Origin of the sequence: Phenylobacterium sp. LjRoot97, assembly GCF_964254345.1 — a bacterium.
Lineage (GTDB): Bacteria > Pseudomonadota > Alphaproteobacteria > Caulobacterales > Caulobacteraceae > Phenylobacterium.
Genome location: NZ_CAXUTH020000001.1, coordinates 4,363,924 through 4,383,491, shown reverse-complemented (window position 1 = coordinate 4,383,491; position 19,568 = coordinate 4,363,924). Strand labels below are relative to the sequence as shown.

Annotated in this window: 21 protein-coding genes; 10 read left to right on the top strand and 11 right to left on the bottom strand. The window is 69.9% G+C overall.

The annotated features are described in order from the left end of the window. The first annotated feature begins 25 nt into the window (after nt 1-25). Genes ACSQ2H_RS21780 through ACSQ2H_RS21770 form a run of 3 tightly spaced genes read left to right on the top strand, consistent with a single transcriptional unit; the run spans nt 26 to nt 2,760 of the window. A complete protein-coding gene (locus ACSQ2H_RS21780; RefSeq protein ID WP_436063451.1) occupies nt 26-472 on the top strand; it encodes a MarR family winged helix-turn-helix transcriptional regulator in 447 nt (148 codons plus the stop codon). Nucleotides 473-519: 47 nt separating this feature from the next. Continuing rightward, complete coding sequence (locus tag ACSQ2H_RS21775) at nt 520-1,440, top strand: bifunctional helix-turn-helix transcriptional regulator/GNAT family N-acetyltransferase (protein ID WP_436063450.1); 921 nt, start codon at nt 520-522, stop codon at nt 1,438-1,440. Between the two features lie 51 nt (nt 1,441-1,491). Further along, nucleotides 1,492-2,760, top strand: a complete 1,269-nt coding sequence (locus tag ACSQ2H_RS21770) for a sulfatase family protein (protein WP_436063449.1) — start codon at nt 1,492-1,494, stop codon at nt 2,758-2,760. A gap of 9 nt (nt 2,761-2,769) precedes the next feature. Here the strand turns inward: ACSQ2H_RS21770 and ACSQ2H_RS21765 are convergent, their stop codons facing one another. Further along, nucleotides 2,770-3,099 carry a DUF6481 family protein gene (locus ACSQ2H_RS21765; protein WP_436063448.1) on the bottom strand — a complete coding sequence of 110 codons (330 nt, stop codon included), beginning with the start codon at nt 3,097-3,099 and terminating at the stop codon, nt 2,770-2,772. Nucleotides 3,100-3,236: 137 nt separating this feature from the next. Here ACSQ2H_RS21765 and ACSQ2H_RS21760 point away from each other — a divergent pair, with 137 nt between their 5' ends. Further along, nucleotides 3,237-3,872 carry a DUF6134 family protein gene (locus tag ACSQ2H_RS21760; protein ID WP_436063447.1) on the top strand — a complete coding sequence of 212 codons (636 nt, stop codon included), beginning with the start codon at nt 3,237-3,239 and terminating at the stop codon, nt 3,870-3,872. Here ACSQ2H_RS21760 and leuB read toward each other — a convergent pair. The 6 genes from leuB to leuC are packed head-to-tail and all read right to left on the bottom strand — an operon-like array spanning nt 3,869 to nt 8,885. Then, nucleotides 3,869-4,921 (bottom strand): 3-isopropylmalate dehydrogenase, encoded by a 1,053-nt coding sequence (gene leuB / locus ACSQ2H_RS21755; RefSeq protein WP_436063446.1) that lies wholly within the window; start codon nt 4,919-4,921, stop codon nt 3,869-3,871. The genes ACSQ2H_RS21760 and leuB overlap by 4 nt on opposite strands. Before the next feature lie 27 nt (nt 4,922-4,948). Next, the gene (locus ACSQ2H_RS21750) at nt 4,949-5,251 is read right to left on the bottom strand and encodes a putative quinol monooxygenase (protein WP_436063445.1); all 303 of its coding nucleotides are present in this window, start codon (nt 5,249-5,251) and stop codon (nt 4,949-4,951) included. After that, a complete protein-coding gene (gene leuD, locus ACSQ2H_RS21745) occupies nt 5,248-5,859 on the bottom strand; it encodes a 3-isopropylmalate dehydratase small subunit (RefSeq protein WP_436063444.1) in 612 nt (203 codons plus the stop codon). The genes ACSQ2H_RS21750 and leuD overlap by 4 nt, the downstream gene beginning before the upstream one ends. Before the next feature lie 25 nt (nt 5,860-5,884). After that, entirely contained in the window at nt 5,885-6,742 is an 858-nt protein-coding gene (locus tag ACSQ2H_RS21740; protein WP_436063443.1) for a VOC family protein, read from the bottom strand. Next, nucleotides 6,739-7,461 (bottom strand): hypothetical protein, encoded by a 723-nt coding sequence (locus ACSQ2H_RS21735; protein ID WP_436063442.1) that lies wholly within the window; start codon nt 7,459-7,461, stop codon nt 6,739-6,741. The genes ACSQ2H_RS21740 and ACSQ2H_RS21735 overlap by 4 nt, the downstream gene beginning before the upstream one ends. Then, nucleotides 7,461-8,885 (bottom strand): 3-isopropylmalate dehydratase large subunit, encoded by a 1,425-nt coding sequence (leuC, locus tag ACSQ2H_RS21730; protein WP_436063441.1) that lies wholly within the window; start codon nt 8,883-8,885, stop codon nt 7,461-7,463. Before leuC ends, ACSQ2H_RS21735 begins: the two co-directional genes overlap by 1 nt. Before the next feature lie 177 nt (nt 8,886-9,062). Here leuC and ACSQ2H_RS21725 point away from each other — a divergent pair, with 177 nt between their 5' ends. Continuing rightward, the gene (locus ACSQ2H_RS21725; protein ID WP_436063440.1) at nt 9,063-9,965 is read left to right on the top strand and encodes a LysR family transcriptional regulator; all 903 of its coding nucleotides are present in this window, start codon (nt 9,063-9,065) and stop codon (nt 9,963-9,965) included. Nucleotides 9,966-9,969: 4 nt separating this feature from the next. On the opposite strand, the gene ACSQ2H_RS21720 is transcribed toward ACSQ2H_RS21725, so the two are convergent. Continuing rightward, nucleotides 9,970-10,899: a hypothetical protein gene (locus tag ACSQ2H_RS21720; RefSeq protein WP_436063439.1), complete on the bottom strand. Its 930-nt coding sequence runs from the start codon at nt 10,897-10,899 to the stop codon at nt 9,970-9,972. Between the two features lie 219 nt (nt 10,900-11,118). Between ACSQ2H_RS21720 and ACSQ2H_RS21715 the strand changes: the two genes are divergently transcribed. The 4 genes from ACSQ2H_RS21715 (at nt 11,119) to ACSQ2H_RS21700 (ending at nt 14,377) form a co-directional block, all read left to right on the top strand. Then, complete coding sequence (locus ACSQ2H_RS21715) at nt 11,119-11,811, top strand: PEPxxWA-CTERM sorting domain-containing protein (RefSeq protein WP_436063438.1); 693 nt, start codon at nt 11,119-11,121, stop codon at nt 11,809-11,811. Between the two features lie 181 nt (nt 11,812-11,992). After that, nucleotides 11,993-13,027, top strand: coding sequence for a sensor histidine kinase (locus ACSQ2H_RS21710; protein ID WP_436063437.1), 1,035 nt, complete (start codon nt 11,993-11,995; stop codon nt 13,025-13,027). Further along, complete coding sequence (locus ACSQ2H_RS21705) at nt 13,024-13,785, top strand: LytR/AlgR family response regulator transcription factor (protein ID WP_436063436.1); 762 nt, start codon at nt 13,024-13,026, stop codon at nt 13,783-13,785. The genes ACSQ2H_RS21710 and ACSQ2H_RS21705 overlap by 4 nt, the downstream gene beginning before the upstream one ends. Before the next feature lie 55 nt (nt 13,786-13,840). Then, nucleotides 13,841-14,377 carry an ATP-binding protein gene (locus tag ACSQ2H_RS21700; protein ID WP_436063435.1) on the top strand — a complete coding sequence of 179 codons (537 nt, stop codon included), beginning with the start codon at nt 13,841-13,843 and terminating at the stop codon, nt 14,375-14,377. Nucleotides 14,378-14,570: 193 nt separating this feature from the next. Here ACSQ2H_RS21700 and ACSQ2H_RS21695 read toward each other — a convergent pair whose 3' ends face one another. Both ACSQ2H_RS21695 and ACSQ2H_RS21690 read right to left on the bottom strand, forming a co-directional pair. Further along, nucleotides 14,571-15,203, bottom strand: coding sequence for an HAD family hydrolase (locus ACSQ2H_RS21695; protein WP_436063434.1), 633 nt, complete (start codon nt 15,201-15,203; stop codon nt 14,571-14,573). Nucleotides 15,204-15,206: 3 nt separating this feature from the next. Then, on the bottom strand, nt 15,207-16,022 hold the full coding sequence (locus ACSQ2H_RS21690) for an acyl-CoA thioesterase (protein ID WP_436063433.1): 816 nt from the start codon (nt 16,020-16,022) through the stop codon (nt 15,207-15,209). A 161-nt stretch (nt 16,023-16,183) separates the two neighbouring features. Here ACSQ2H_RS21690 and ACSQ2H_RS21685 point away from each other — a divergent pair, with 161 nt between their 5' ends. Next, complete coding sequence (locus ACSQ2H_RS21685) at nt 16,184-16,573, top strand: GFA family protein (protein WP_436063432.1); 390 nt, start codon at nt 16,184-16,186, stop codon at nt 16,571-16,573. 7 nt (nt 16,574-16,580) lie between these two features. On the opposite strand, the gene polA is transcribed toward ACSQ2H_RS21685, so the two are convergent. Further along, nucleotides 16,581-19,445, bottom strand: coding sequence for a DNA polymerase I (gene polA, locus ACSQ2H_RS21680; protein WP_436063431.1), 2,865 nt, complete (start codon nt 19,443-19,445; stop codon nt 16,581-16,583). Nucleotides 19,446-19,568: the final 123 nt, after the last annotated feature.

Here is a 19,568-nt window from a genome sequence, read left to right as displayed (position 1 = left end):
ATTGTCGAAATGACAGGCTGCTGTCATGGAAGCTTCCGCCGACGCCGTGCTGCGCTTGGTCGAGGCCGTGGGAACCGCGGCCGACCGCTTCGCCGAAGTTGAGGACCGCATGTTCTCCGACACCGGCATGACGGGCGCGCGGATGCGGGTGGCGAGCGTGCTGGCCGCGCCGGGAGCCGCCCGCACGGTGCCGCAGGTCGCCCGCACCCTCGGCCTCAGCCGCCAAGCGGTGCAGCGGGTCGCCGACGACCTCGCCGGACGGGGGCTGGCCGAGTGGCGAGAGAACCCCGAGCACCGTCGCGCCCACCTTCTGCAGCTTACGGCCGAGGGGCGGTCCGCCTATGGCGAGGCTTTGCAGCGCAAGGCGTTGTGGGCCCAGGGGCTGGCCGAAGGACTGACCCCCGCCTGGCTGGCGGTGGCGACCGAGCTGCTGGGGCTGATGAGCCGCCGCGCTGGGCCCAAAACGCGATAGTTGACTTAGTCAACTATATGGATTTTCCTGCCCGAACAGGAGATTCCATGCTGCCGCGAGACCCCGTCGCCGCCGTCCGGCGCTTCAACCGCTTCTACACCCGCCGCATCGGCGCGCTGGACGAAGCGCACCTCGGATCGCCCTACACGCTCGCCGAAATGCGGGTGCTCTACGAGGTCGCGCAGGCCCCGGACGGGATCACGCCGAAGCTGCTGGCGACGCGCACGGGGATGGACAACGGCTATCTCAGCCGGGTGCTCAAGCGCTTCGAACGCGAAGCCCTGCTGACCCGCCAGACCTCGGAAAGCGACCGGCGCAGCGTCTCGGTATGGCTGACGTCGGAGGGCATCCACGCCTACAATCGCTGGCTTGGCTCGGCCCAGGGCGCGGTCGAGGGAATGCTGGGCGCGCTGACCACCGTCCAGAAGACCAAGCTCACCAAGGCCATGGCCGAGATCGAGCACCTGCTCGAGGAGCCGGTCGCCGGGAAGATCGTGCTGCGCGGCCACCGGCCCGGCGACATTGGCTGGGTGACCCATCGCCACGGAACGCTCTATGCGCGCGAGTACGGCTGGGACGAGCGGTTCGAGGCGCTGGTCGCGCAGATCGCCGCCGACTTCGTGAACAACTTCGACCCGGCTCGCGAGCGCTGCTGGATCGCCGAGCGGGACGGCGAGATCCTCGGCTCGATCTTCCTGGTCAAGGGCGAGCGGCCGGGCCAGGCCAAGCTGCGGCTGCTGCTGATCGAGCCGGCGGCGCGGGGCCTTGGCCTGGGCAAGCGGCTGGTTGGCGAGTGCGTCGCCTTCGCGCGCAAGGCCGGCTATGACGAGATCACGCTCTGGACCCAGAGCATCCTCGGCGCCGCCCGCGCGGTCTATGCCGCGGCCGGGTTCGAACTGGTCGAGAGCCGACCCGACGGCGCCTTCGCCAAGGGCCTGATCAGCGAGACCTGGGTGCTGAAGCTGTAGGGCGCGCTGCGGCGGGGTGACAACGCTCACGGCCGCCCTAGAGTGCGCGCCATGCGCAAACCCAACTTCATCGTGATCATGGCCGACGACCTCGGCTACGGCGACCTCGGCTGCGACGGCGGCAAGGTCATCCGCACTCCGCACCTGGACCGCATGGCGTCCGAGGGCGTGCGGCTGACCGACTTCTACGCCTCGGCCAATGTCTGCACGCCCTCGCGCGCCGGCCTAATGACCGGGCAGTACGCGATCCGCAACGGACTGGCGCACGAGGTCATCCAGCCGGCCGACACGACCGGCCTGCCGCCGGACGCCCTGACCATCCCCAAGGCGCTAGGCGAGGACTACGCCAGCGCCCTGATCGGCAAGTGGCACCTGGGCCACGTGGCGCCGCACTGGCCGCCGATGGTCTACGGGTTCGATCGGTTCTACGGCCTGCCCTACAGCCACGACATGAAGCCGCTGGCGCTCTACGACAGCGCCACCTCACCGATGACCGAGAGCCGGGCCGACTTCTCGAAGCTGACTCAGTGGTTCTTCGAGCAGACCATCGCCTTCGCCGAGCAAAACCGCGAGCAGCCGTTCTTCGTGCTGCTGGCGCTGACCGCGCCGCACATCCCGCTGAAGCCCAATCCCGACGACCTGACCGGCTCGCCCGGCGGCGCCTATGGCGAGGTGGTCGAGGAGATCGACCTCAACGTCGGGCGACTGCTGGAGAAGCTGAAGGCGCTGGGCCTCGACGAGGACACCATGGTGGTCTTCACGTCCGACAACGGGCCGTGGTTCGAGGGCTCGTCAGGGCCGTTCCGCGACCGCAAGGGCGGCTCGGCCTGGGACGGCGGGTTCCGGGTGCCGTTCATCGCCCGCCAGCCGGGCACGCTGCCGGCGGGGGCCGTCAGCAACGCGCTGGCTAGCAATCTCGATCTACTGCCGACGCTGAACGCCATGGCCGGCCGGCCGCCGGTCGCCGACCGTGAGCTGGACGGCGCCGATCTGTCGGCCGTGCTGAAGGACGGCGCGGCCTCGCCGCACGACGAGATCGTGCTGTTCGACAACGCCAAGGTCGCGGCCGTGCGCACGCCGCGCTGGAAGTACGTGGCGCGGTCCTACTACCGGACCTACGACATCCCGCTGGACGGCTATCCGCTGCTGTTCGACATGGATGTCGACCCCGGCGAGAACTACAGCGTGGCGCGCAATTTCCCCGACGCCGCGGCGGACATGCGCGCGCGGCTGGAGGCGGCCAGGGCCAAGTACGAACCGATGGCGGATGCGTTTCCGCCGCACGTGGCACCGGCCTCGGCGGCCGACCACCCGGACTGACGGATCAGTCTATTTGCGGCGTTGCTTGCGCGCGGCGTAGCGGGCGTCGCGCGCGGCCTTTTGGGCGACGCGCAGCTCCAGCTCGGCGGTCTCGGCGTTGAACGCGTCGATCTCGCGCTTGAGCGAATCCTGCTCGGCCTGGACCCGACGGCGTTCAGTGCGCTCGACCTCGCGCTTGGCGCGAAGCTCGGCCAGTTCGTTGGCTTTGATGGTGGCGCGGTCGGTGCCCGCTTCGGCCGTGACGGTGGGTTTCACCTTCATCTTGGCCAGGAGAGCCTTTTTGGCTTCGAGGGACGCCGAGGCGCGATCTTGGAAAGTGCTGTTCTTAAGATAACTCATGCGGGCGTTCCCATCTCGCATATCGCCACAAAATGCAATCGGGAGATGGTGCGTTTGTTCGCCGCGGCGCGTCCGTGTGGCGTCCTTGCACGTACCTCTGACAGGCGCGCGGCCGCGCCGGCCTCGGGAGCATCGCCATGCAGACGATTTCGCGCAGAACCCTTGTGGCGACGGGCGTTGCGCTGCTTGGCGCGCCCCGCGCCGCGGCGGCGGACAAGCTCGCCTTCGCCGTGTTTCGGAACGGGGTTCGGGTCGGCGAACACGAAATGAGTTTTTCCGGCCCGGCCGAAGATGTCGCGGTCCGCACCGAGGTGTCGCTGCTGGTCAAGCTGGGCCCGGTCCCGGTCTATCGCTACACGCACAGGGCGGTCGAGCGCTGGCGCGGCGGGCGATTTGCGAGCCTGGAGACCACGACCAACGGCAACGGCAAGCTGCAGCGGGTCGAGGCGCGGCGCGACGCCGACGCGGTGGTGATCGAAGGCGCGGGCGGGCGGGTCCGGGCGGCGGCCGACGCGGCGCCCCTGACCCACTGGAAGTCGGAAGTCCTGGGCGGTCCGCTGTTCAACCCGCAGGAGGGCAAGCTGCTGCGGCTGACGGCGCGGCGCGTCGGCGCCGAACAGGTCAAGCTGGCCAGCGGCAAGCTCATTGCCGCGACCCGCTGGAGCCTGCGCGGCGAGAGCCAGATCGACGACTGGTACGATCAGGGCGGCGCCTGGGCCGCCCTGCGTGGCCGTCTTCCGGACGGCTCGACGATGGAGTACCGCCGGCTCTAGAGCGCGGCGAGCACCGCGTCGCCCATCTGCACGGTCGAGAGCGCGCCGCCCAGGTCGCGAGTGCGGGCGCCGCCTTCGAGCGCCTTGACCACTGCGGCGTAGAGCTTGTCGGCGGCCTCGGCGCGGTCGAGCGACCAGCGCAGCGCCATCTCCAGCGACAGGATCGCCGCCAGCGGGTTGGCCAGGTTCTGGCCGGCGATGTCGGGCGCCGAGCCGTGGATCGGCTCGTAGAGGCCCGGCTTGCCGGCGGCGCCGAGCGCGGCCGAGGGCAGCATGCCGAGCGAGCCGGTCAACTGGGCGGCGGCGTCCGAGAGGATGTCGCCGAACAGGTTGTCGGTGACCATGACGTCGAACTGCTTGGGATTCTTGACGATCTGCATGGCCGCGTTGTCGGCCAGGATGTGCTCGAGCTCGACGTCGGCGTACTCGCGCTTGTGCAGGTCGCTGACGACTTCGCGCCACAGCAGGCCCGAGTCCATGACGTTGGACTTCTCGGCCGAGTGGACCTTGTTGCGGCGGCCGCGGGCCAGCTCGAAGGCGACGCGGGCGACGCGCTCGATCTCGGCGGTGGTGTAGACCTGTGTGTCGACGGCGCGCTTGCCGCCTTCCGGCAGCTCCTCGATGAAGCGCGGGCTGCCGAAGTAGATGCCGCCGGTCAGCTCGCGGACGATCATGAAGTCGAGGCCCTCGACGATCTCGCGCTTGAGGCTGGAGGCGTCGGCCAGGGCGTTGAAGCACAGCGCCGGGCGCAGGTTGGCGAACACTTCCATGCCGGCGCGCAGGTTCAGCAGGCCCGCTTCCGGACGCTTGTCGCGTGGGGCGCCGGCCCACTTCGGACCGCCGACCGCGCCCATCAGCACGGCCTTGGCGGCCTTGGCGGCGGCCAGGGTCTCGTCGGTCAGCGGGAGGCCGTGGGCGTCGTAGCTGGCGCCGCCGAACAGCCGCTCCTCGATGGCGAGGTCCGGGGTCAGGGCCTCGGCCACGCGGCGGACCTGCGCGGTCACTTCCGGGCCGATGCCGTCGCCGGGCAGGAGGAGCAGGTCGGTCATGTGGGAACCCCCGTAAAAGTCAGGCGCCTAGAGCTGGCGTTCGGAGGCGATCTCGTAGGCGAAGAGCCGGCGATCGGAAACCCCGAAGGCGGGCCAGTGGCTGCGCCAGGTGGCCATGTGCGGCGTTTTGAAGTGGGCGTCGAGCGCGGCCTGGTCGCGCCAGGCCTCGAACACTCGGATCAGGCCGGGATCGAGCACGTCCTCGGCGTAGGAATATTCGAGGCAGCCGTCCTCGGCGCGGCTGGCGTCCAGCATGGCGCGCATGTGCGGCCGGAAGGCGTTGAGGACCTCCGGCGGCACCCGCACCGTGCCGGCGATGATCAGGCTCACGCCCGCTCCAGCCAGGGCTGGCTGATGGCGCGCTTGCCTTCGAAGACGTCGATCGACGGCGCGGCCTGCAGGGTCTCGCCGATGGCGTCGAGGCCGTTGAGCATCTTGTCCTTGCGGGACGGGTCGATCTGGAAGCTGAAGGTCTTGCCGGACGGCGAGACCACGGTCTGGGTTTCGAGGTCGACGGTGACCATGTGGTTGCCGCCCTTGGCCTCTTCCATAAGGTCCTGAACTTCCTCGGGTTTCAGGACCACCGGCAGGAGACCGTTCTGGAAGCAGTTGTTATAGAAAATGTCCGCGAAGCTGGTCGAGATCACGCAGTCGATCCCGAAATCCATCAGCGCCCAGGGCGCGTGCTCGCGCGATGAGCCGCAGCCGAAATTGTCGCCGGCGACCAGCACGCCCGCGCCCTTGTACTCGGGGCGGTTCAGAACGAAGTCGCTCTTTTCCTTGCCGTCTTCGTCGAAGCGGAAGTCGTAGAACAGCCCGCGGCCCAGGCCCTCGCGCTCCACGGTCTTGAGGAACTGCTTGGGGATGATCTGGTCGGTGTCGATGTTCGCCAGCGGCAGCGGGGCGATCTTGGCGTCGAGACGGGTAAAGGCTTGCATGGCGTGGTCTTAGCAGAGGTTCAGGTCAGGTCGAGGGCCGCGCGCCCTGGGAGATGAGCAGGGTGGGGGCGGACGCAACCCCTGATCGTATCGTGCAGACGCGGGTGCCGGGCTTTCGGCCGGTTTTCACTTCGGAAACGTCGAAACCTGCCGAAGCGATGCGGGCCTGGGCGGCGTCGATGTCGGCGACTTGCCAGGCAAGGCCTCCGAAGCTGTCGGAGCCTTCGGAATCCTGCCGATCGAGGCGCGAGGCGAACTCCACGACGCTATCGGCGCAGCGGAAGAATAGCTGCCGAACCTTCCAATCGGGATTGGAGCGGTCGAGGCGCAGGTCGAGGCCGAGCTTGGCGCCGTAGACCGCCAGCGCCCGGTCGGGGTTCGGGGTGTAGATCACCACGTGGTCGAGCTGGGCGATCGGCGCCTCGCCGGTCGGCTCCGACAGCGGCCAGGCGACGCCGTCGCGCGGCGGCGCGGTGAGCAGGATGTTGATCCCGCCGATGGCGGCGGCGTCGAGGGCGCTGGTCGTCCAGTAGCGCTTGCGGCCGTCCTCATGCGTCGAGCGTGTCGAATGCGGCGTGGAGCCCGGGATGCCCCGGCGGCCCAGCAGGGTCTGGGCGGCCTCGATGTCGGGGGTGGTGAAGGCGATCGCCCAGATGCCCTCGCCGTGGGCGTCGAGATGGGCGCGGATGGTGTCGCCGAACGCGCCCTCGCCGTCGGGCGCGATAACGTCGAGCGCCATGTTCGGCAGCTGGAACCAGGCGTGCCGCGCGCCGCCGTCGCCGCCGACCCAGTTGGGGGCGAGGCCGAGCAGGCGGCTGTAGCCGTCGATGGCGGCGGGCAGGTCGCGCACCACCAGGGCGATGTGGTCGAGTCCTGAGATCACGGGGTCGTCGTCCAGTAGGTTGGGGCTTCGAGCTCGGGCTCGTCGGCGTCGAGCAGCAGCCTCAGCGAGGCGATGACGAAGGCGAGGCCATAGACGAGCAGCAGGGCCAGGCCCGTGGCGGCGAAACCGACCCGCCAGCTACGCTGCACGGCCGGATCGACGAGCTGGCGGCCGCCGGCCTTGAGCCCGAGCACCTTGCCGTTCAGCAACTCGACCTCAAGCTTGGCGCCGGGCTGCAGCCGCAGCAGCGGGACCGGGCTCCCGCAGTTGCGATCGATGCGGCAGGGCAGGATCAGCGGGCTGGCGGTGGTGACGAGGTTGATCCCGAAGCTGCGGCCAAAGGCGCCCACCTTGTCGATGTGCTCGAGCTGGCCGGCGACGGTGCGGCTAGGCCCGAGATCGGCGCGCAGGCCCGAGCCCATCAGCCAGATCCCGGCGACCAAGATCGGCGCGCACAGGGCGACCATCGCCGCCTCGACCGGCTTGTCGAAGCGGTCGCGGTCTTCGAAGGACGCGAGGTTCTGACGCATGCGGAAGACCACCGCCAGCAGTCCGACGACGACGATGTAGCCGCCGATCAGCATCAGCGGCCCGACCTGGCCGGGCCCGCGGCCGAAAATCCCGCCCTCGCCCATGAAGGCGGCGGCCATGGCGCCGAGACCGGCGCAGAGGATGGGAAGCCCCCACCAGATCAGAAAGCTGGTGCGGGCGCTCATCATCACATGAAATCCCTGACGTCGGCGATGTGGCCGGCGATGGCGGCGGCCGCGGCCATCGCCGGGCTCATCAGGTGGGTCCGTCCGCCGCGGCCCTGGCGGCCCTCGAAGTTGCGGTTCGAGGTCGAGGCGCAGCGCTGGCCCGGGGTGAGGCGATCAGGGTTCATGCCCAGGCACATCGAGCAGCCCGGCTCGCGCCAGTCGAAGCCGGCGGCCTTGAAGATGGCGTCCAGGCCTTCTTCCTCCGCCTGTTCCTTCACCAGGCCCGAGCCCGGCACGACCATGGCCCGCACGTGCTCGGCGACCATCTTGCCGTGAACGAAGGCGTGCTGGACGACCTTGGCCGCCTCGCGCAGATCCTCGATGCGGCTGTTGGTGCAGGAGCCGATGAACACCACGTCGATCTTGGCGTCCTGGATCGGCTGGCCGGCGGTCAGGCCCATGTATTCGAGGGCCCGAGCGGCCGAGGCGCGCTTGTCGGGGGTGGCGAAGCTGCCGGGATCGGGCGCCACGTCGGTGACGGCGATGACGTCCTCAGGCGAAGTGCCCCAGGTGACCAGCGGGGCGATCGTGTTCCCGTCGATCACCACCTCGCGGTCGAACACCGCGTCCGCGTCGGTGAACAGCGTCTTCCAATAGCCGAGCGCCATTTCCCAGGCCCCGCCCTTGGGGGCGGCCGGGCGGCCCTGCATGTAGTCGAAGGTCGTCTGGTCCGGCGCGACCAGGCCGGCGCGGGCGCCGCCCTCGATGGTCAGGTTGCACAGAGTCATGCGGCCTTCCATCGACAGGGCGCGGATCGCCTCGCCGGCGTATTCGATGACGTAGCCGGTGCCGCCGGCGGTGCCGATCTCGCCGATGATCGCCAGGGCGATGTCCTTGGCTCCGACGCCGGGCGCCAGGGTCCCGTCGACGGTGACGCGCAGGTTCTTCGCCTTCTTCTGGCGAAGGGTCTGGGTGGCCAGCACATGCTCGACTTCCGAGGTGCCGATGCCGTGCGCCAGGGCGCCGAACGCGCCGTGGGTCGAGGTGTGGCTGTCGCCGCAGACGATGGTCATACCCGGCTGGGTGCGGCCCTGCTCGGGACCGACGACGTGGACGATCCCGTTGCGGATGTCGCCCATCGGGAAGAACTCGATGCCGTTGTCCTTGACGTTGCGCTCGAGCGTCTGGAGCTGCAGGCGCGCTTCGTCGTCGGCCACGGCGGCGACGCCCTTGGCCTGGCCCTCGGTCGGGATGTTGTGGTCGGCGACTGCAAGCGTGCGGTCCGGACGGCGTACCGGCCTGTGGTTGGCGCGAAGGCCCGCGAAGGCCTGCGGGGTCGTGACCTCGTGGATGAGGTGCAGGTCGATATAGAGGATCGTCTCGCCGTCTTGTTCCTCGACGACGTGGGCGTCCCAGATTTTATCGTAAAGCGTCTTTCCAACCATGGCCGGCATCTAGACCCTTTCCGGTTCGGGTGGAAACACCTGAGCCGGAGAAAAGACGGACTTTCCGTAGGTGTTTCGAGCGCGCCGGCCGCGGCGACCGGCGCCGGCTTGCCGGAATGGAAAGCCGCATGCCGACCGATGTTTGCTGAATTTTGCAGATCGGCTATTCATTCGTGCATGGCGAACGCCGATTGGGACTTGTTTCAGAGCCTGCATGCCGTGCTTCAGGCCGGCAGTCTGTCGGCGGCGGCCAAAGCGCGTGGGCTGACCCAGCCGACCCTGGGCCGCCATATCGAGGCGCTGGAGCAGAAGCTCGGCGCGCCGCTGTTCCTGCGTTCGCCCCGCGGCCTCACGCCCACCGACCTCGCCCGCCAGCTGGAAAGTCATCTGGCCGAGATGCACGCGGCGGCCGCGGCGGCGCTGCGCGACGCGTCCGGCGCCGCCGACGAGCTGAAGGGCGCGATCCGCATCACCGCCAGCCAGATCATGGGCGCCGAGGTGCTGCCCGCGATCCTCGGCTCGTTCCGCCGCGAGCATCCGGAGATCGACATCGAGCTGGTGCTGTCCAACCGCGCCGAGGATCTGTCGCGGCGCGACGCCGACATCGCCGTGCGCATGGTGCGCCCGACCCAAGGGGCGCTGGTCGCCCGCAAGGTCGGCGCCATCGGGGTCGGGTTCTATGCCTCGCCCGACTACATCGAATGCTTCGGCGCGCCGCAGACCCTGGAGGAGCTGACCGGACACACCGTGGTCGGGTTCGACCGCGAGACCCCGGCGCTGCAGGCCCTGGCCGACCTGGAGCTGCCCTGGGAGGTCAGCCGCGAGCTGTTCGCCTTCCGCTCCGACAACGACCTGGCCCAGATCGCCGCGATCCGGGCCGGGGTCGGGGTCGGCGCCTGCCAGCACCAGATCGCCCGCCGCTACGGGCTGACCCCGCTGCTCTCCAACGCCTTCGGCTTCGAGCTCGAGGTGTGGATCGCCATGCACGAGAACCTGCGCGGCCACCGGCGCATGCGGCTGATGTTCGACCACCTCGTCGCCGGCTTCCAGGCGTTCATCGCCGAGGGGCGCAAGACGTAAGCGCTCATCCCGGCGTAAGCAGCCCTTGGAGGCCGGCGAGATCGAGTTGGCCGGCGGCCTCGATCAGCCGGCGCCGTTCCTGAGCATCGCCGACCTGTCCGAGCTTGGGGACGCTGAGAACGAGGATCCGCGCCCTGGTGGCGGCTCCCGTTCCGGGCGTAAGGCTGGGATTGACCCGGACAATGGACTTGGCGCTGGGGTGACGGCATCGATTGGCGAGGTCCGTGGCTGGACCCGTGTTGGTCTCGCAGTAGGGCGCGGCCTTCTGCGCGGCGGTCAACTGCGCGACAGCGGCCTGCAGGTCCGTCGCAAGCTGCGGCGCGCCGTCGGCGCGGAAGGCTTCGATGCTGGTGGCGACATAGTCGCCGATGCTGACGGGCTGATAGGCCGGCAGGCCCGGCGGCGTGATCACCGTGTAGTCGCGGCCGGATCGAACAAAGGTCAGCACGCCGTCGCGCTCCTGCCGCTGGGCGGGGAGGGTGAAATAGCCGGCGGCGCTGCGATGGCCGAACGCCTGCTCCAGCTTGTTGATCGCGAAGATCAGCGCCGGGCCTTCGCCCTCGCCAGGGTAGCGGCCTTTGGCGTCGGGGGTGGATTTGGCCACGTTGATCCGGCGCGACTGCACCGAGCCGACAACCATGTCCGGCTCGCCGACGCGACTGGAAACGGGCCGGTTCAGGACGACGCTGGTGTGGAGCGCAAATCCGCGCGGGTCGGCCAGGGCGGGCGTGGCCAGAAGGGCGTCGCGCAGCTTGACGCCTTTTCCCTGCAGCGCCGTGCGGTCCGCCGCGGCCGCGGTGGGCTGGGAGCGGTTGTAGCTGAAGTCGATTTGGCCTGGCGCGGCGGCCGACGTCGCGTCCTGCTGGGGTTGGGCGGCGTCGACAGGGCGCGGAAGCAGCGTCGCGGCGATCAGGAGGAGGGCTTTGTGGGGCATGGCGGGTCCTTGTGACCCAGCCTCGGTGCGCCGACCGACGTCGCCGCGCGATGGGGGTGCGTCCAAGCTCGATCCAGGCGCGATCAACGGCGACGGCCCAGCGCGGCCGTCGAGTCGACCTTCACCGCGCGCAGATCGGACTTGGTCGTTGCGGCGTGGAGTCCGTGCGCCGCCGGGAACAAGCCCGCTCGTGAGACCGAAACGCAAAAGGACAATCTCGTGTATCGAACTTTCAAGCATCCTGGCGGCCTGTTCGCCGGCCTCGCCCTGGCCAGCTGCCTGCTGGCCGCCCAACCGGCCGCCGCCGCGCCTGTGACCACGCTGTCCGAGGCCACGGCCCAGGCGTTTCCGGTGATCAGCGCCGCCAGCGTGACGGGCCCGCAGCGCTTCGGCGACGGCGTGACCTATACGGCGACCACCCTGGCCGGCGCCCCGATGAGTTCGCGCTTCGGCTCGACGCGCTCGTTCACCTTCCCCAGCGCGGGGACGAGCACGAACTGGGGCGGCGCCGAGCCCTACGCCGCCTTCGGTCTGACCGACGGGGTCATGAACTTCACCTTCGACGCGCCGGTCGCCGGCGTGCTGGCCGAGTTCGTCTGGTCGAACGCGCTGGATAAGACCCTCACGATGAGCGCCTACGGCGCCTCCGGCCAACTGCTGGAGCGCCTGTCGTTCAGCGCGACCGACCCCGCCTACAGCAAAGGTTTCTACGGCTTCGAGCGGGCGACCAACGAGATCAGCCGGTTCGAGATCCAGGGCTACTACTTCGGGGCCCGCAACCTCTCGACCTTCACCGCTGACGCCGCCGCTGCGGTTCCGGAACCGGCTACCTGGGCGATGATGATCGTCGGCTTCGGCCTCGCCGGCTCGGCGTTGCGCCGGCGTCGCGCCGACGGTGCGCTCGCCGTCTGAAGCGTGCTCGCCACGGACCTCTCCAATCCCCTGGAGAGCGTCCTTGGCGAGAAGGCGAGGTCAAACACGTGAAGGTTGGCTAAGGTCCCGGATGATGGGGAATTCAAGCGCTGGGGCGCGATCGGAGTCGGCGCGGACGGCCCTGCGGGCCTCAATCGCCCTTTGGACTTTCGGCTTCACCATGGTCGCCGCGTTGACCGTGCTCGCGGGCCGTGGGCCGCTGTGGGTCCAGGTTCTGCTGCAGGCCGGCTTCTGGGCGACGGCGATCGCGCTGGCGATGGGGCTGCATGCGGTCTGGCGTCGGCTGCAGGCCAAGCCGCCCATGCTGCGGTGGTCGCTGATGGGCCTAGCGTGCCTGGCCGTCGGCGTGGTCGAGACCACCGTCGATCTGCTGGTGATGGAGTGGCTGGCCCAGACCGTTTTCCCGGAATGGCGAAGCTGGACGGCGATCGACGTGCCGCGCTTCGCCTCGGTGGGCATCCTCTACAGCTGGACCTTCGGCCTGAATGTCGCGCTGTTCTGGGTCCTCAGCGCCAACGACGAGGCGCGGCGGCAAGCCCTGCGCGCGGCCGACGCCGAGGCCGCGACCCAGGCGGCGCAGCTGACTTTGCTGCGCCTGCAGCTGAACCCGCACTTCCTGTTCAACACCTTGAACGCGATCTCCGGCCTCATGCTGGAGAACGACATCGAGAGCGCCGACCGCATGCTGACCCGGCTGTCCGAATTCCTGCGGGCTTCGCTGGACATCGACCCCGCGGCGCTCACCTTGCTGGGCGATGAGCTGAACACCGCCGAGGCCTATCTGCAGATCGAGGCGGTCCGCTTCGAGGGCCGGCTGAACGTGGCCTACGACTGCCCCGACGGGTTGCGTACGGCTCTGGTCCCGGGGTTCATTCTGCAGCCGCTGGTCGAGAACGCCATCAAGCACGCCGTCGCTCCGGCCCTGCGGCCGATCCAGCTGACCATCTCCGCGCGTGCGGACGGGGAGGACTTGGTGCTGACCGTGTCCGACGACGGCGGGGCGGCGCTCAAAGCCCCGAGCCCCCCGGGCGAAGGGGTCGGGCTGCGCAACGTCGAGACGCGCCTGGCCGTACTCTACGGTGAGGGCGGGCGCCTGGTCGCCCGGCGGCTAAAGGGCGGGTTCCAGGCGGAGCTGACTCTGCCGCTGTCGGACGCCGACGGCGTCCTGGCGTTCGGCGGGGGGCTGGGCCGATGAGCCTTCGGACGATCCTCGTGGACGACGAACCGGTGGCGCTGCGCCGTCTGGTGCAGGCTCTGCGCGGGGCGCCGGGGGTCGAACTGGTCGGCACGGCGGGCGATGGCCTGCGCGCCCGCCAGCTGATCGCCGAGTTGAAGCCCGACCTGGTCATCCTGGACATCGAGATGCCTGGCTGCAGCGGCCTGGAGCTGGCCGCGCAGCTTGAGGGCGGCCTGGAGATCGTGTTCCTGACGGCGTTCGGCCAGTACGCCCCGAAGGCCTTCGAGGTGGAGGCGGCCGACTACCTGCTGAAACCGGTGACCCCCGAGCGCCTGGTCCAGGCCGTTCAGCGCGTTCAGCGCCGGCTGCAGCTGAAGGCGAGCGCCGGCGGCGCGCGTCCTGCGCCCATGCGGGACGACGGAGTGCGGGACGACGATGGACGGCCGAACCTGATCTGGGTTCCGGTCAAGGGCGGCGAAGCCAAGCTCCGGGCCGAGGACATCATCTGGATCGAGGGCGCCGGCGACTATGTGGTCGTGCACACCCCAACCCGCAGCCACCTCGTCCGGGCGACCATGGCCGGCTTGGAGAAGACCTTCAGCCCGGCCCGGCTGCGGCGGGTGCATCGCTCGGCGCTGGTCAACATCGCCATGGTCGAGCAGATCCGCCGGCCGGGCCGCGGCGTGCTCACCCTGGTCCTGCGCGACGACATCGAGGTGGCGGTCGGGCCCAGCTACGCCGGCAGCGTGATGGCGGCGCTCAAGCCCGGCGGCTGACCTTCCCGCCGACGAGTGATATCGACGCCGGAGCCACCTGTTGCAGGAGTTCGGCATGGCCGCGCGCATTCACATCGTCGGGGCCTCGTCGTCGGGTACGACCACCCTGGGCGCGGCGCTGGCGGAGCGGTTGGCGGCCCCGCACCTCGACACCGACAGCTACTTCTGGGAGGCGACCGACCCGCCGTTCACCACCAAGCGGCCCGAGGCGCAGCGGGTGGCGCTGATGGAGACGGCGTTGGCGGATGCGCCGTCGTGGGTGATCTCCGGCTCGTTGATCGGCTGGGGCGACGTGTTCACGCCGCGCTTCGACCTCGTGGTCTTCCTGCATGTGCCGCAGGAGGTGCGGATGGGTCGGCTGATGGCGCGTGAGCGCGAGCGCTACGGCGCGGCGATCGAGCCGGGCGGGGCGATGCACGCCGCACACCTGGAATTCCTGGCCTGGGCGCAGGCCTACGAGACGCCTGGCTTCCCCGGCCGCAGCCTGGCGCGGCATCGGGCCTGGCTGGCGGGCCTGACCTGCCCGGTGGTCGAGATCGTCGGCACGCCGAGCCTGGAAGAGAGCATGGCGCGGGTGCTGGCGGCGGGGTAGGCGGTGGGCCAAGAGGTCCCTCTCCCCGAGGGGAGAGGAAAGGTGGCTTAGGTGCTCCCCCGCTGGGGGAGCTGGCGGCCGCAGGCCGACTGAGGGGGACTTTGACGCTCTGGCTTGAGAGAAGTCCCCCTCCGTCTCGGCGCCGCGCGCCGATCCACCTCCCCCAAGAGGGGAGGATCTGGGTGGGCCGCCTCTAGTGGGCTAGCAGCCGCGGCAGCTGCGTCATGGCGGTGAAGATCTCGGCGCCGGCTTCGGCGAGGTCGCGGGCGCCCTCGGGCGCGTAGCCCAGCACGCGCATGCCGGCGGCCTTGGCCGCCTGGACGCCGGCCAGCGAGTCCTCGACCACCACGCAGCGGGCCGGATCGGCGCCGAGGGCCTTGGCGGCGTGGAGGAACAGGCCGGGGTCGGGCTTCCAGGCGCCGACCTCGTAGGCGCTGAAGATCCGGCCCTGGAAGCGGTCCACAAGGCCGGTCAGCCGCAGGGTCTGGTCGAGCTTGGCCAGCGGGCCGTTCGAGGCGACGCACATAGGCATGGCGATGGCGTCGAGGGCGGCGTGCACGCCCTCGACGGCGCGCAGGTCGCGCTCGAAGGCGGCGGCGGTGGCGGCGCGGACGTCGGCGATGAAGCCGGGCGAGACCGACGCACCGGCGCGGCGTTCGATCTCGGCCACGCAGTCGGCGATCTTCAGGCCGCGGAACACCGCTAGCGCCTCGGCCGCGTCCATCCGCGCGCCGGCGGCGGTGGCCGCCTGCGCCATCACCGTCAGGGCGATCTCCTCGCTGTCGACCAGCACGCCGTCGGAGTCGAAGATGACCAGGTCGACCACGGCCTAGCCGCGCGCGACGTGCATCATGTTCGAGCCGCCGCTGGCGACCAGCCGGCCGTCGGCGGTCCAGACCCGGGCCTGGCCGTGGATCAGGCCGGCTGTCGCCGTGTCGGCGTGCGCGTCGACCAGCAGCCAGTCGGCCGCGCCGGCCCCCTGGTGAAACCAGACAGTGACGTCGAGGCTGGGGGCCACGTAGTCGGGCCGGTCGGCGAGGCCTCGGTGGTGGGTCGGCCAGAGCAGGGTGTCGATCAGGATCAGCGGCCGGCAGGCGTCGAGGAAGGCGTCGCCGGGCTCATAGCCGACGAAGCTGTACCATTCGCGCAGCAGGGCCGGGCCCGGCGGGCGCGGCTGGTCCCAGGGGATGAAGTTCAGCGGCTTGGAATCGATGTTGTTCCAGAAGCCGTTCACCTGGTCCTTGCCGACGTGCTCGGCGATGGTCTTCAGGCCGTCGGGGCCGGCGACCTCGGGCATCACCGCCTGAGCGGTGAGCGGGCCGGCGTCCTTGCTCGTGGTCCAGACCTGGGCCTGCAGGAAGGTCTTGCCGTCCTGGACCAGGGCGACGTTGAGCAGCCAGGCGTTGCGGCCGGTCTTCACCGGCGTGACCTGGGCCTCGACCGGGGCGAACTTGGCGACCGACAGGTACTGGACCGAGATGGTCGCCGGGCGGTGACCCTCGGGGACCACGGCGCCGGCCGCGCGCAGGGCCACCGAGGAGACGTAGCCGCCGTTCGGGCCCCAGATGTTCCAGTCGCTGTGCAGGTCGGCCCGCAGGACCTCCCCGTCGCGGACCACCGCGGTGTCGAGTTGAAGCGCGCCCATCTGCATTTCCCCCTCTGCAATCTGGCGGGGCAGATAATCCAAGCTTCGCCATTGGCGGTAGTGCCGCGCGAGCACACCGCCGATCAATCGCGCGAGGCGGGCGGTGGGCGGTCGATTGCGGCGCCGGGTTCGCGGTAGAGAGCGCGCAGGAGGCCTGACCCATGCTGACCGGCGGATGTCTTTGCGGCGAGGTGCGCTATGCGGCGCAGGGCGAGCCGATCAACGTGCGTGTCTGCCATTGCCGGCTGTGCCAGCGGGCGATCGGAGCGGCGTTCAACGCCCGCGCGCTCTATGCGGTCGAGGCGGTGAGCCTGAGCGGACCGGTCGGGACGGCGCACTCCTCCGAGGGGTTGAAGCGCGGCTTCTGCACCCGCTGCGGGACGACGATCTTCTCCAAGCGCGAGGCGCTGGGGATCATGGGCCTGACCAGCGGCAGCATGGACGATCCGAGCGGCTTTGCGCCGACCGACCACATCTGGGTGTCGAGCAAGCAGCCTTGGCTGAAGCTGGACGACGGCCTGCCGCAGCATGCGGAAGGGCCGCCGGCCTGACCTGAGCCTAGTGCGCGTCGTCCCAGTTGGCGGCGGCGCGGGCCTCGACGACCAGCGGCACCGACAGGGCGACGGCGGGTTCGGCGGCGCGCTCCATGATCTTGCGGACCACGGCGATGGCCGCTTCGGCTTCGGCCTCCGGGGCCTCGAAGACCAGTTCGTCGTGCACCTGCAGCAGCATCTTCGCCTGCAGGTCCGCGGCCTTCAGCGCCGCCGGCATGCGGATCATCGCCCGGCGCATGACGTCGGCGGCCGCGCCCTGGATCGGGGCGTTGATCGCCGCGCGGTCGCCGAAGGCGCGCTCGGCCTGCGACTTGGAGGTCACCGCCGGGATGTGGACCTTGCGGCCGAAGATGGTGGTCACGAAGCCCTGGGTGCGCGCCGCCTGCTTGGTGCGGTCCATGTAGGCGCGGATGCCGGGGAAGCGCTCGAAGTAGGTCTTGATGTAGGCCCCGGCCTCGTCCTGCGGGATCGACAGCTGGTTGGCCAGGCCGAAGGCCGAGATGCCGTAGACGATGCCGAAGTTGATCGCCTTGGCGCGGCGGCGGGTCTCGGAGGGCATGCCCTCGATCGGCACCCCGAACATCTCCGAGGCGGTGGCCGCGTGAATGTCGTGGCCCTCCATGAAGGCCTTCTTCAGCTGCGGGATGTCGCCGACGTGGGCGAGGATGCGCAGCTCGATCTGGCTGTAGTCGGCGCTGATCAGCACATGGCCCGGCTCGGCGATGAAGGCCTTGCGGATCTTGCGGCCTTCCTCCGTGCGGATCGGAATGTTCTGCAGGTTGGGGTCGTTGGACGACAGCCGCCCGGTGGTGGTCGAGGCCAGGGCGTAGGAGGTGTGGATCCGGCCCGAGCGGTCGGCGATCGCGCCGACCAGGTTGTCGGTATAGGTGCCTTTCAGCTTCGAGAGCTGGCGCCAGTCGAGCAGCACGCGCGGCAGTTCGTGGCCCTGGGCGGCCAGCTCCTCCAGCACCGAAGCGTCGGTGCCCTGCGCGCCGGTGGCGGTCAGCCGCTTCGAGGCCAGGCCCATCTCGCCGTACAGCACTTCGCCGATCTGCTTGGGGCTGCCGAGGTTGAACGGCCGGCCGGCGAGGCGATGAGCTTCGGCCTCGAACTCGCCCATCCGCACCGAGAAGTCGTTGGAGAGCTTGCGCAGGGTGTCGGTGTCGACCTTGATCCCCTCGTTCTCCATCGCCGCCAGCACCGGCGGCATGCCGCGCTCCAGGGTCTCGTAGACGGTCAGCAGGCCCTCGTGCGCCAGGCGCGGGCGCAGATGCTGGTAGAGCCGCAGGGTGACGTCGGCGTCCTCGGCCGCGTAGCAGGTCGCCGGGTCGAGCGGCACGTGCTTGAAGCTCTTCTGCGACTTGCCGGTGCCGGTCACCGACGAGAACTTGATCGGCTCGTGCTCCAGCCAGCGCTTGGAGAGCTCGTCCATGCCGTGGCTTTTGTGCAGCCCGCCTTCGAGCGCGTAGCTGATCAGCATGGTGTCTTCGATCGGCGCCACGGCGATCCCGTGACGGGCCAGGACGGCGATGTCGTACTTGGCGTTCTGGGCGACCTTGAGCACCGCGGGGTCTTCCAGCAGCGGCTTCAGGCGGGCCATGACCTCGTCCAGCTCCAGCTGGTGGATCGCCTCGGGGGCCTCGAACTCCAGGCCGCCGGTGCTCTCGTTCTCGTGGCCGACCGGGATGTAGCAGGCCTCGCCCGGGGCGACGGCCAGCGAGACGCCGCAGAGGTTGGCGTTGGCCGAGGACAGGGCGTCGGTCTCGGTGTCGAAGGCGACGAGACCGGCGGCCTTGGCGCGGGCGATCCAGGCGTCCAGCGTCGGCAGGTCGCGGACGCACACATAGTCGCTGGGATTGATCGCTGCGGCGACCGGCGCGGCGGCCGGACGGGCGATGGGCGCGGGAGCCGGCGTCGCCGAGGCGGCCGCGCCGCCGCCGGCCACGCGGCGGGCGAGGGTGCGGAACTCCATCTCCTCGAGGAAGGCGGCCAGCTCCTCGGCGTTAGGGTCGTCGACCACCAGGGCGTCGATCGGCTCCGGCAGCGGGGTGTCGCAGTCGAGGCGGACCAGCTCGCGCGAGAGGCGGATCTGGTCGGCGAACTCGATCAGGGTGTCGCGGCGCTTGGGCTGCTTGATCTCGCCGGCGCGGGCCAGCAGCGTGTCGAGGTCGCCGTACTCGTTGATCAGCAGGGCGGCGGTCTTGACGCCGATGCCCGGCGCGCCCGGGACGTTGTCGACGCTGTCGCCGCAGAGCGCCTGGACGTCGACGACCTTTTCCGGCGGCACGCCGAACTTCTCGATCACCTGCTCGCGGCCGATCTTCACGTTCTTCATGGTGTCGAGCATCGACACCCGGTCGCCGACCAGTTGCATCAGGTCCTTGTCGGACGAGATGATCGTCACCTCGCCGCCGGCGTCGCGCACCTTGCAGGCATAGGCGGCGATCAGGTCGTCGGCCTCGTAGCCGGGCAGCTCCAGGCTGGGGATGCCGAAGGCGCGGGTGGCGCGGCGCATCAGCGGAAACTGCGGGACCAGGTCCTCGGGCGGCGGCGGCCGGTGGGCCTTGTACTGGTCGTAGAGCTTGTTCCGGAAAGTCTTCTCGGAGTGGTCGAAGATCACCGCCAGGTGGGTCGGCGCCTCCGGCTGGGCCTTCATGTCGACGAGCAGCTTCCAGAGCATGTTGCAGAAGCCGCTGATCGCGCCGATCGGCAGGCCGTCGCTCTTGCGGGTCAGCGGCGGCAGCGCGTGATAGGCGCGGAAGATGTAGCCCGAGCCGTCGACCAGATAGAGCCGCACGGCCGGGCCGTCCTGGGTCGGTTCGCGGGGGATGTCGGCGAGGGTCGGGGCGTCGAGGGGCGCGTCGGTCATGGCGGGAACATAGGGTGCACGCGGGCGAAGGTCATCCGCCGCGTGGCGACGCGGCGCAGGTTCGTCGGGCGGTGAGGCTCGGGCGCTTTCTGCGTAAAATACGTAAAGTACAGAATAAGTAGC

Coding starts and splice junctions, on each gene's coding strand:
- ACSQ2H_RS21780 (WP_436063451.1), top strand. CDS start 26: ATGGAAGCTTCCGCCGACGCCGTGCTGCGCTTGGTCGAGGCCGTGGGA.
- ACSQ2H_RS21775 (WP_436063450.1), top strand. CDS start 520: ATGCTGCCGCGAGACCCCGTCGCCGCCGTCCGGCGCTTCAACCGCTTC.
- ACSQ2H_RS21770 (WP_436063449.1), top strand. CDS start 1,492: ATGCGCAAACCCAACTTCATCGTGATCATGGCCGACGACCTCGGCTAC.
- ACSQ2H_RS21765 (WP_436063448.1), bottom strand. CDS start 3,099: ATGAGTTATCTTAAGAACAGCACTTTCCAAGATCGCGCCTCGGCGTCC.
- ACSQ2H_RS21760 (WP_436063447.1), top strand. CDS start 3,237: ATGCAGACGATTTCGCGCAGAACCCTTGTGGCGACGGGCGTTGCGCTG.
- leuB (WP_436063446.1), bottom strand. CDS start 4,921: ATGACCGACCTGCTCCTCCTGCCCGGCGACGGCATCGGCCCGGAAGTG.
- leuD (WP_436063444.1), bottom strand. CDS start 5,859: ATGCAAGCCTTTACCCGTCTCGACGCCAAGATCGCCCCGCTGCCGCTG.
- ACSQ2H_RS21735 (WP_436063442.1), bottom strand. CDS start 7,461: ATGATGAGCGCCCGCACCAGCTTTCTGATCTGGTGGGGGCTTCCCATC.
- leuC (WP_436063441.1), bottom strand. CDS start 8,885: ATGGTTGGAAAGACGCTTTACGATAAAATCTGGGACGCCCACGTCGTC.
- ACSQ2H_RS21725 (WP_436063440.1), top strand. CDS start 9,063: ATGGCGAACGCCGATTGGGACTTGTTTCAGAGCCTGCATGCCGTGCTT.
- ACSQ2H_RS21720 (WP_436063439.1), bottom strand. CDS start 10,899: ATGCCCCACAAAGCCCTCCTCCTGATCGCCGCGACGCTGCTTCCGCGC.
- ACSQ2H_RS21710 (WP_436063437.1), top strand. CDS start 11,993: ATGGTCGCCGCGTTGACCGTGCTCGCGGGCCGTGGGCCGCTGTGGGTC.
- ACSQ2H_RS21705 (WP_436063436.1), top strand. CDS start 13,024: ATGAGCCTTCGGACGATCCTCGTGGACGACGAACCGGTGGCGCTGCGC.
- ACSQ2H_RS21700 (WP_436063435.1), top strand. CDS start 13,841: ATGGCCGCGCGCATTCACATCGTCGGGGCCTCGTCGTCGGGTACGACC.
- ACSQ2H_RS21690 (WP_436063433.1), bottom strand. CDS start 16,022: ATGGGCGCGCTTCAACTCGACACCGCGGTGGTCCGCGACGGGGAGGTC.
- ACSQ2H_RS21685 (WP_436063432.1), top strand. CDS start 16,184: ATGCTGACCGGCGGATGTCTTTGCGGCGAGGTGCGCTATGCGGCGCAG.
- polA (WP_436063431.1), bottom strand. CDS start 19,445: ATGACCGACGCGCCCCTCGACGCCCCGACCCTCGCCGACATCCCCCGC.